A 7,521-nucleotide genomic window follows, 5' to 3' on the forward strand; every position below is an offset into this window, starting at 1 on the left:
CTCGTCCCGGAAGCCTGCCGGCGGGCGCGTACGGCCATGGATAAGGCATTTGCCGGAGCGGCCAAGAAGAGTTGATTCAGTCGAAGAACGTTAGTCCTCGTTCAGGTGTTCAGCTACATCGAAGATGTTGATCAGTTGAAACTCGGGAGGCTCCTCGGCCGGCCAGAAGCGGATCCGAACCATCAAGGTCTCCCGCGGCTGGATCGTCACAACAGGAAGAAGGGGCTGGTCATCGGCTAGGTCTTGGGTCCAGTACCACCTACCGCGCCACGTTCCGTCGATGACCGTACGCAAAACCTCACGGACAAGTTGCTGATCACCTTCCTTGGGCTTGGTCGATTCCCACCATTCCGCAAGTATCGGTTCACTTTCCGGTTGGAGCCGCAGCTCCGCCATAGTCACTCCATGAGTCGGTTCAGCACCTCTTCGACGTCCAGCGCCTCGCCCGATCCGCGAGGGCCTTCGGGAGCGTTTTTCAGTGCTTCCGCATAGGCGGGGATACCGCGCAGATGAACGGTCGCGAGGAGATTCTTTGCGAAATCCGTGAGATGGTCAATGTTCTTGGTCCGTTCGAAGGCCAGCACCGCACGGTAGGAGCTGCGCAGGAGTTCTCTCTGTTCGGAGGGGCGAAGTCCGTCAATCGTCTCCATGGCCCGTTCGACCGCAGGGTCATCATGGGAAACAAAACCGGGTGGGAAGAATTCGTCTTTCATGGCTCCTTGCTCCATTGTCCGGCTTCCTTCTGGGACTCAAGGGAAAGCGGCGATTACCGGTGTCTTCCGAAAACAGAAGATGGCCGGAAGTGGACAATTTCCCAGGCAGAGCCCGCCAAGATCGAAACGCATCCGTTTGATCGAACATTTATTCGATTCAACCCTACGCCTCGGTAGCGGCTGGTGCCAGCCGTTCCAGGCCACCCTGACGCGACGGGACGGCTCTCGGTTCCGTTTCGACCAAACGGGTTGGTCTCGTGAACCGAGCGGGGCCGGCGGGCGTCTTCGTGATCTCTCGGGCGAATGTGCCCTAAATGTGCCCTGATCTTGCCTGACGGATGCTCCACGCCAGGTCAGAAGATCAAGGGCGGACGAGTCGGCCTGTAGGCCGGGTTCTGTCCTTCACGGATGTGAAGGGGCGACCATCCATCTAGGACCGGCGTTGCCGCCGGCCTCAAGCGGTCTACCCGCGCGGCTCGGGCGGGCAGCCCTCAAGCGTCGCGCGCGGGACGCTCCGGGGAGCGTCCCTTCTTGACCTTGCTCCGGGTGGGGTTTACCGAGCCGCCCACGTCGCCGTGGGCGCTGGTGGTCTCTTACACCACCGTTTCACCCTTACCCCTCTTGACGAGGGGCGGTCTGTTCTCTGTGGCACTGTCCCGCGGGTCACCCCGGGTCGGCGTTACCGACCACCCTGCCCTGTGGAGCCCGGACCTTCCTCGGCGGGCCCTGTGAGGACCCGACGCGGCCGCCCGGCCGGCTCGTCCGCCGTGTTCCAAGCCTATCGGCTCCCAAGTGGTCTCCAACCGATCGGCAAGTCGCCTCGGCTGGAATGGCCTCAGGCGCCCCCGGAGGGGAACGACCGGGGGCGCCCACGAGAGCACGGCCGACGGGCGGGACGGATCGGCTCGGGTTCCCGGTGGGGCGATACCGTCCCACCGGGAACCCGAGCCGGTCACGGGCGCCGGGACACCGGGTCAGCGCAGGTGCGAGGTGTCGTTGAACGCCTTCACCACGGCCGGTCCGTCGGCGTAGTACTCGATCAGGGACAGAGCGGCCAGATCGAGATGCATGCGGTACAGCGCGGCGAGGGGAGCCAGCAGCGCGGATCGCAGCAGCATCTTGATCGGCGTGACGTGGGAGACGACGAGGACCGTCCTGCCCTCGTAGCGCTCGACCAGCCGGTCCCCGATCGTCTGGACCCGCCGCGCCGCCTCCCCGAAACTCTCCCCACCCGGCGGCGCGGCGGACGGGTCCGCCAGCCACGTGGCGAGCTCGTCCGGCCAGCGGCGCTGGATCTCGGTGAACGTGTGCCCCTCCCACGCGCCGAAGTCGACCTCACGGAGCTCGTCCTCCACGACGACCTCCAGTCCGGTCCTGGCGGCCACGGCCTCGGCGGTGGCGCGGGCACGCCTGAGCGGCGAGCTGACGATCACCTGGACGTTGTACGGCTCCCGCGCCAGCCTGGCCGCGGCGGCCTGCGCCTGGGCGACGCCGTTCGGGGTGAGCTCGGGATCGCCGAGTCCGGAGAACCTGCGCTCGGTGGACATCGGGGTCTCACCGTGCCGCAGCAGCAGCAGCGACGTCGCCGTGGTCGTGGGCGCGCGCCAGCCGGTGCCGCCGGTGGCCGGCGCCGTCCGCTCGGCCGTCCCCGATGTCCTCGCCGCGATCCCGTCCACCGGGGAGACGGCCGTCTCCGGGGCCGAGAGGGTGCCGGTGTCGAAGAGGGAGTCCTGCGCGGGGGCCGTGGCCGGGGCTGTGCCGGCGGCCGGGGCGAGGGTCGCGGCGGAGGACGTGTCCCGGAGACCGGCGGTGGCGGAGGTGCCGGAGGAGGCGCCGGGGGAGGCGCCGGGGGAGGAGGCCGACCGCCAGGGCCTGCCCTTGGCGGCGGCGTCCATGGCCTCGTTCGCGAGGCGGTCGGCGTCCTTGTTCCGCTCCCGGGGGATCCACCGCCAGGTGACCCTGAGGCGGCGGGCCAGGGCGGCGGCCTCCGTCGCGAGCGGCCTCAGGCCCTCGTTCTTGATCTTCCAGCGGCCCGCCATCTGCTCGATGACCAGCTTGGAGTCCATCCGGACCTCGACGGTCGCGCCGTCGCCCGCGAGATCGAGCAGCGACCGCAGGCCCGCGATCAGCCCGCGGTACTCGGCGTTGTTGTTGGTCTGGGTGCCGATGGCCTCGGCGACCTCGGCCAGCACCTGGCCGTCGGCGGCGTCCTTGACGACGGCACCGTAGCCCGCGGGGCCCGGGTTGCCCCGGGATCCGCCGTCGGCCTCGATGACGAAGGAGGTCACAGGCCCGACTCTGGGGTACGGACGAGGATCCGGCGGCACTCCTCGCAGCGGACGACCTCGTCGTGGGAGGTCGCCTTGATGCGGTTGATCTCGGCGATGGACAGGCTGGTCCGGCAGCCGAGGCAGCGGGCGCCCTGCAGCATCGCGGCCCCCACCCCGAACTGCTCACGGAGCTTGTCGTAGAGGGCGAGCAGGTCGGCCGGGATGTCGGCGGCGACCGCCGAGCGCTTCCCCCTGACCTCGGTGGCCTCCTTGTCGATCTCGGCGAAGGCGGCGTTCCTGCGGTCCTCGGCGCCGCCCCGCGTGGCGGCGAGCTCGTCGCGCTCGGCGACGAGCTTGGCGACCTGCGCGTCGGCGGCCTCGCGACGTTCCATGATCTCCAGCACGACCTCCTCCAGGTCGCCCTGGCGACGGTGCAGGGAGGCGATCTCGGACTGGAGGCTGGCCAGGTCCTTCGGAGACGACACCTGGCCGGAGTCGAGGCGCTTCTGGTCGCGCTCGGCGCGCACCCGGACCGAGTCGACGTCGGCCTCCGCCTTGGTCTGCTCACGGGCCAGGTCGCCGGCCTCGGTCTCGGCGCCGATCACCTGGGTGGCGAGCCTGGCCACGCGGGTGGAGAGCTCGTCGATCTCGGCCAGTTCCGGCAGGGTTCGACGACGATGGGCCAGACGGTCGACGACGGAGTCGAGTTCGGCCAGGTCGAGCAGACGCTTCTGGGCCGCCGGGGCTGCTTTCACTTCAATTCCTCGCACTCTGCTGTTGTCTTCCAAGCATCCGTGACCGTCTCGGAAACGCGCGTCTCAACATTAATCCCCCGCGAGGCACAGGCGGATGCCAGCCGATGCGCCGCGTCGGTCAGCCAGGGCCATTCGGTGGCCCAGTGGGCGGCGTCGATCAGCGCGGGGCCGCCGGTCTCCTCGACGAACTCGCTCGCCGGGTGGTGGCGCAGGTCCGCGGTGAGGAACACGTCCACTCCCGCGGCGCGGGCCGTACCGAGGAGGGAGTCGCCCGATCCTCCGCTCACCGCGACGCGCCTGATCTCGCGGTCGAGGTCTCCCGCGACCCGCAGCCCGCCCGCCGTACGGGGCAGGCCGCGTGCGGCCTGCCCAGCGAACTCCCGCAGGGAGAGCGGGGCGGGCAGCGAGCCGACGCGGCCGAGGCCGCGCCGGGGGTCGGCGGCGGCCGGGAGCAGGGGGACGAGCGGTCCCGTCAGCCCCACGGCGCGGGCCAGCGCGTCGGAGACGCCCGGGTCGGCGACGTCGGCGTTGGTGTGCGCGGTGAAGAGGGCGACGTCGTTCCTGATCAACGTGTGGATCAGACGGCCCTTGGCGGTGGTGGCCGCCACGCTCGTGGTGCCCCGCAGGTAGAGGGGGTGATGGGTGACGATCAGATCGGCACCCCACTCGACGGCCTCCGCGGCGACGACCGCCGTCGGGTCGACCGCGAACAGGATCCTGCGCACCTCCGCACCGGGATCTCCACAGACGAGACCGACCGCGTCCCACGATTCCGCCCACGAGGGGTCATAGATCGATTCGAACTCTCCGACGATGTCGGCAAGGGTAGGCACCTGCGCAGACTACCGGCCTGTTTCACAGTGGCGGGGAATCACCAGTCACAACTGGACTTCGATCTTGGCGGGACCGGCGCGGGGAGTACGGACCCCGGGGACAGCCGGCACACACTGTCGGTAGCGTCGTGGCAGACGAGATCCAGCTGTGAGGAAGGACCCGCACTTGTCCACCGATCTCCACCGCGACGCCGTGGTCGCCGACACCCACAACGACCTGCTGATGGCGGTCACGGCCAGGCCCCCGCGGCGGTGGGCGTCGTTCTTCCGTGAGCGCTGGCTGCCCCAGCTCCACGAGGGCGGGGTGAACATCCAGGTGCTGCCGGTCTTCATCGACGATCAGTACCGCCCGGAGGGGGCGCTCCGGCAGACCCTGCGCATGATCGAGTGCGCGCACACGCTGGCCGAGGGCAACGCCGACGCGGTACGGCTCTGCCTGGACGGGGACCAGGTCGACCAGGCGCTCGCCGAGGGGAGGATCGCCCTGGTGCTGGCCCTGGAGAGCGCCCCCGGCCTGGACGCGAGCGTCGAGCTGCTGCCCACCCTGCACCGCCTGGGCGTGCGGATCGCCTCCATCGCGCACTGGGGCCGTACGGCTCTCGCGGACGGCAGCGGCGAGGAGGCCACCGGCAGCAGGCTCACCGAGGCGGGCGTGGCGGCGCTGCGGGAGATGGAACGCCTCGGCATGATCTTCGACGTCTCGCACCTGAGCGCCCCGGGCGTCGCCCACGTGCTGGAGCTGGCGACCCGGCCCGTCATGGCGACCCACTCCTCCGCCCGCGCCCTGCGCGACCACCACCGCAACCTCACCGACGACCAGATCCGCGCCATCGCCGCGACCGGCGGGGTGGTCTGCGTGAACTTCCTGCCCGCCTTCCTGTCGGACGATCCGGCCGAGTACACCGTGGACCGCCTGGTCGACCACATCGAGCACGTCGTGAGCGTCGGCGGGATCGACCACGTGGGGCTCGGCCCCGACTTCATCCGCGAGGTCATGCACGACGTCACCCCGCCCTGCTGCGAGGCGTTCGAGTTCAGCGGCCTGGACGTCATGGCGACGATTCCCGGGCTGTCCGGGCCCGCCGGATTGTCCTCGGTCACAGAGGCCCTGCTCAAACATGGCTTCGCGGACGAAGAGATCGTCAAAATCCTCGGAGACAATGTTCTGCGCTTGTTCCGAACCCAACTGGGAAGGCCCGCATGAACCTTGACCGGATGCTCGACGACCTGGAGGAGCTCGTCGTCTGTGAATCCTTCTCCGCCGACCACGGGGCGCTGGCCCGCAGCGCCTCGGTGCTCGCGGAGCAGGGATTCAGAAGGCTCGGCGCGCGCCCCGAGACGATCGTGATCGGCGGGGTCCCCCACCTGAGGTGGACCTTCGGCACGCCGCGCGTCCTGCTGGTCGGCCATCACGACACCGTCTGGCCGATGGGGACGCTGCGCGAGCACCCGTGGTCGATCGTGGACGGGATCGCCCGCGGACCCGGGGTGTTCGACATGAAGGCCGGGCTGGTGCAGATCTTCCACGCGCTGGCCGCCCTGCCCTCGCCCGAGGGGGTGTGCGTGCTGGTCACCGGGGACGAGGAGGTCGGCTCGACGACCTCGCGCGAGCTGATCGAGGAGTCGGCGCGGGGGTGCGCGGCGACGTTCGTCCTGGAGGCCAGCGCCGACGGCGGAGCGCTCAAGACGGCGCGCAAGGGCACCTCCGACTACCGGGTCACCGTGCACGGCAAGGCCGCCCACGCGGGGCTGGAGCCGTGGAAGGGGGTCAACGCCGGGGTCGAGCTGGCGCACCAGATCCTCACGCTCGCCGAGATGGGCGAGGGCGACACGACGGTGACGCCGACCGTGCTGTCCGGCGGGACCACGGTCAACACGGTGCCCGCGCTGGCGAGCGTGGCCGTGGACGTCAGGGTGCCGAGCCTCGCCGAGCAGGATCGGATCGACCGGCTGGTACGGGCGCTCGCCCCCCGGCTCCCGGGGGCCCGCCTGGAGGTGAGCGGGGGGCCCAACCGTCCTCCGCTCGAGGAGGCCTCCTCGGCGCGCCTGTTCGAACTGGCCTGCGGGATCGCCAAGGATCTGGGTATGGAACCGCTGCGGGGGGTGGCCGTCGGCGGCGCCTCCGACGGCAACTTCACCGCGGGGGTCGGCTGCCCGACGCTTGACGGGCTCGGGGCGGTCGGCGGCGGCGCGCACGCGCCGCACGAGCACGTGATCGTCGCGGAGATGCCCGCCCGGACCCGGCTGCTGGCCGGGCTGGTCGCCGCCGTGCTGGAAGAGTCCGCGGCGGAGGGGGCCGTGGCGGAGGAGACCGTGGTGAGCGGATCGGTGACGACGGGAGAGACCCACAGGTGACGTGTGCCTCCCGTGGTGACGCGCCCGCCGGAGCGGAACTCTCCGGCGCGGGCTCCGGCGAGCCCTCCGCGCGTCTTCCCACGGGAGCCACGGCCGGAGCCGCAACCGAGGTCACCGAGGACGTCTCGGACATGGCCGGTACGGTCGGGAACGCCGCCAGGGACGCCGTCCGGGACGCCGAACGCGTGGCCGGAGCCGCGGGGGTGCGCATCGCGGAGCTGTCCGGTATCGGTGACTTCGAAGGGGTGCGCCGGCTGTTCGACGACATCTGGCAGTCGGATCCGGGTAACGCGCCGATCAGTGTGGAGCTGATGCGGGCGCTGTCGCACGCGGGCAACTACGTGGCCGGCGCCTACGACGGGGAGCGGCTGGTGGGGGCGTCGGTGGCGTTCCTGGCCGCCCCGGTGGGCCGGGCCCTGCACTCCCACGTCACCGGCGCGGCCGCGGGCCGCGGGGCGGGGCTGGCGCTGAAGCTGCACCAGCGGGCCTGGGCGCTGGAGCGCGGCCTGGACCGCATCACCTGGACCTACGACCCGCTGGTACGGCGCAACGCGCATTTCAACCTGGTCAAGCTGGGGGCGCGCCCGGTGGAGTA

At 70.5% G+C, this 7,521-nt stretch carries 7 protein-coding genes, 1 other RNA gene and 1 pseudogene; 3 read left to right on the forward strand and 6 right to left on the reverse strand.

Annotated features, from left to right (window positions below):
• Positions 1 to 90: 90 nt before the first annotated feature.
• The 6 genes from AB0N02_RS42230 to AB0N02_RS42255 form a co-directional block, all read right to left on the reverse strand.
• Positions 91 to 396, reverse strand: a complete 306-nt coding sequence (locus AB0N02_RS42230; RefSeq protein ID WP_363959432.1) for a hypothetical protein — start codon at positions 394 to 396, stop codon at positions 91 to 93.
• Between the two features lie 2 nt (positions 397 to 398).
• The gene (locus AB0N02_RS42235; protein ID WP_363959434.1) at positions 399 to 713 is read right to left on the reverse strand and encodes a hypothetical protein; all 315 of its coding nucleotides are present in this window, start codon (positions 711 to 713) and stop codon (positions 399 to 401) included.
• A 368-nt stretch (positions 714 to 1,081) separates the two neighbouring features.
• Positions 1,082 to 1,474, reverse strand: an RNA gene (rnpB, locus tag AB0N02_RS42240) — RNase P RNA component class A.
• 213 nt (positions 1,475 to 1,687) lie between these two features.
• Positions 1,688 to 3,001 (reverse strand): bifunctional RNase H/acid phosphatase, encoded by a 1,314-nt coding sequence (locus AB0N02_RS42245; RefSeq protein WP_363959437.1) that lies wholly within the window; start codon positions 2,999 to 3,001, stop codon positions 1,688 to 1,690.
• Positions 2,998 to 3,738, reverse strand: a complete 741-nt coding sequence (locus AB0N02_RS42250) for a C4-type zinc ribbon domain-containing protein (protein ID WP_363959440.1) — start codon at positions 3,736 to 3,738, stop codon at positions 2,998 to 3,000. The genes AB0N02_RS42245 and AB0N02_RS42250 overlap by 4 nt, the downstream gene beginning before the upstream one ends.
• Positions 3,735 to 4,571, reverse strand: a complete 837-nt coding sequence (locus tag AB0N02_RS42255; protein ID WP_363959443.1) for a Nif3-like dinuclear metal center hexameric protein — start codon at positions 4,569 to 4,571, stop codon at positions 3,735 to 3,737. The genes AB0N02_RS42250 and AB0N02_RS42255 overlap by 4 nt, the downstream gene beginning before the upstream one ends.
• Positions 4,572 to 4,737: 166 nt before the next feature.
• Between AB0N02_RS42255 and AB0N02_RS42260 the strand changes: the two genes are divergently transcribed.
• From AB0N02_RS42260 to AB0N02_RS42270, 3 genes and pseudogenes are all read left to right on the forward strand, one after another.
• Positions 4,738 to 5,775: a dipeptidase gene (locus AB0N02_RS42260; RefSeq protein WP_363959446.1), complete on the forward strand. Its 1,038-nt coding sequence runs from the start codon at positions 4,738 to 4,740 to the stop codon at positions 5,773 to 5,775.
• A complete protein-coding gene (locus AB0N02_RS42265) occupies positions 5,772 to 6,926 on the forward strand; it encodes a M20 family metallopeptidase (RefSeq protein WP_363959449.1) in 1,155 nt (384 codons plus the stop codon). Before AB0N02_RS42260 ends, AB0N02_RS42265 begins: the two co-directional genes overlap by 4 nt.
• Positions 6,923 to 7,521 (forward strand): annotated as a pseudogene (locus tag AB0N02_RS42270) (hypothetical protein); the annotation flags it as partial. The gene AB0N02_RS42265 and the pseudogene AB0N02_RS42270, both read left to right, overlap by 4 nt.

Origin of the sequence: Streptosporangium sp. NPDC051022 (assembly GCF_040683035.1) — a bacterium.
Lineage (GTDB): Bacteria > Actinomycetota > Actinomycetes > Streptosporangiales > Streptosporangiaceae > Streptosporangium.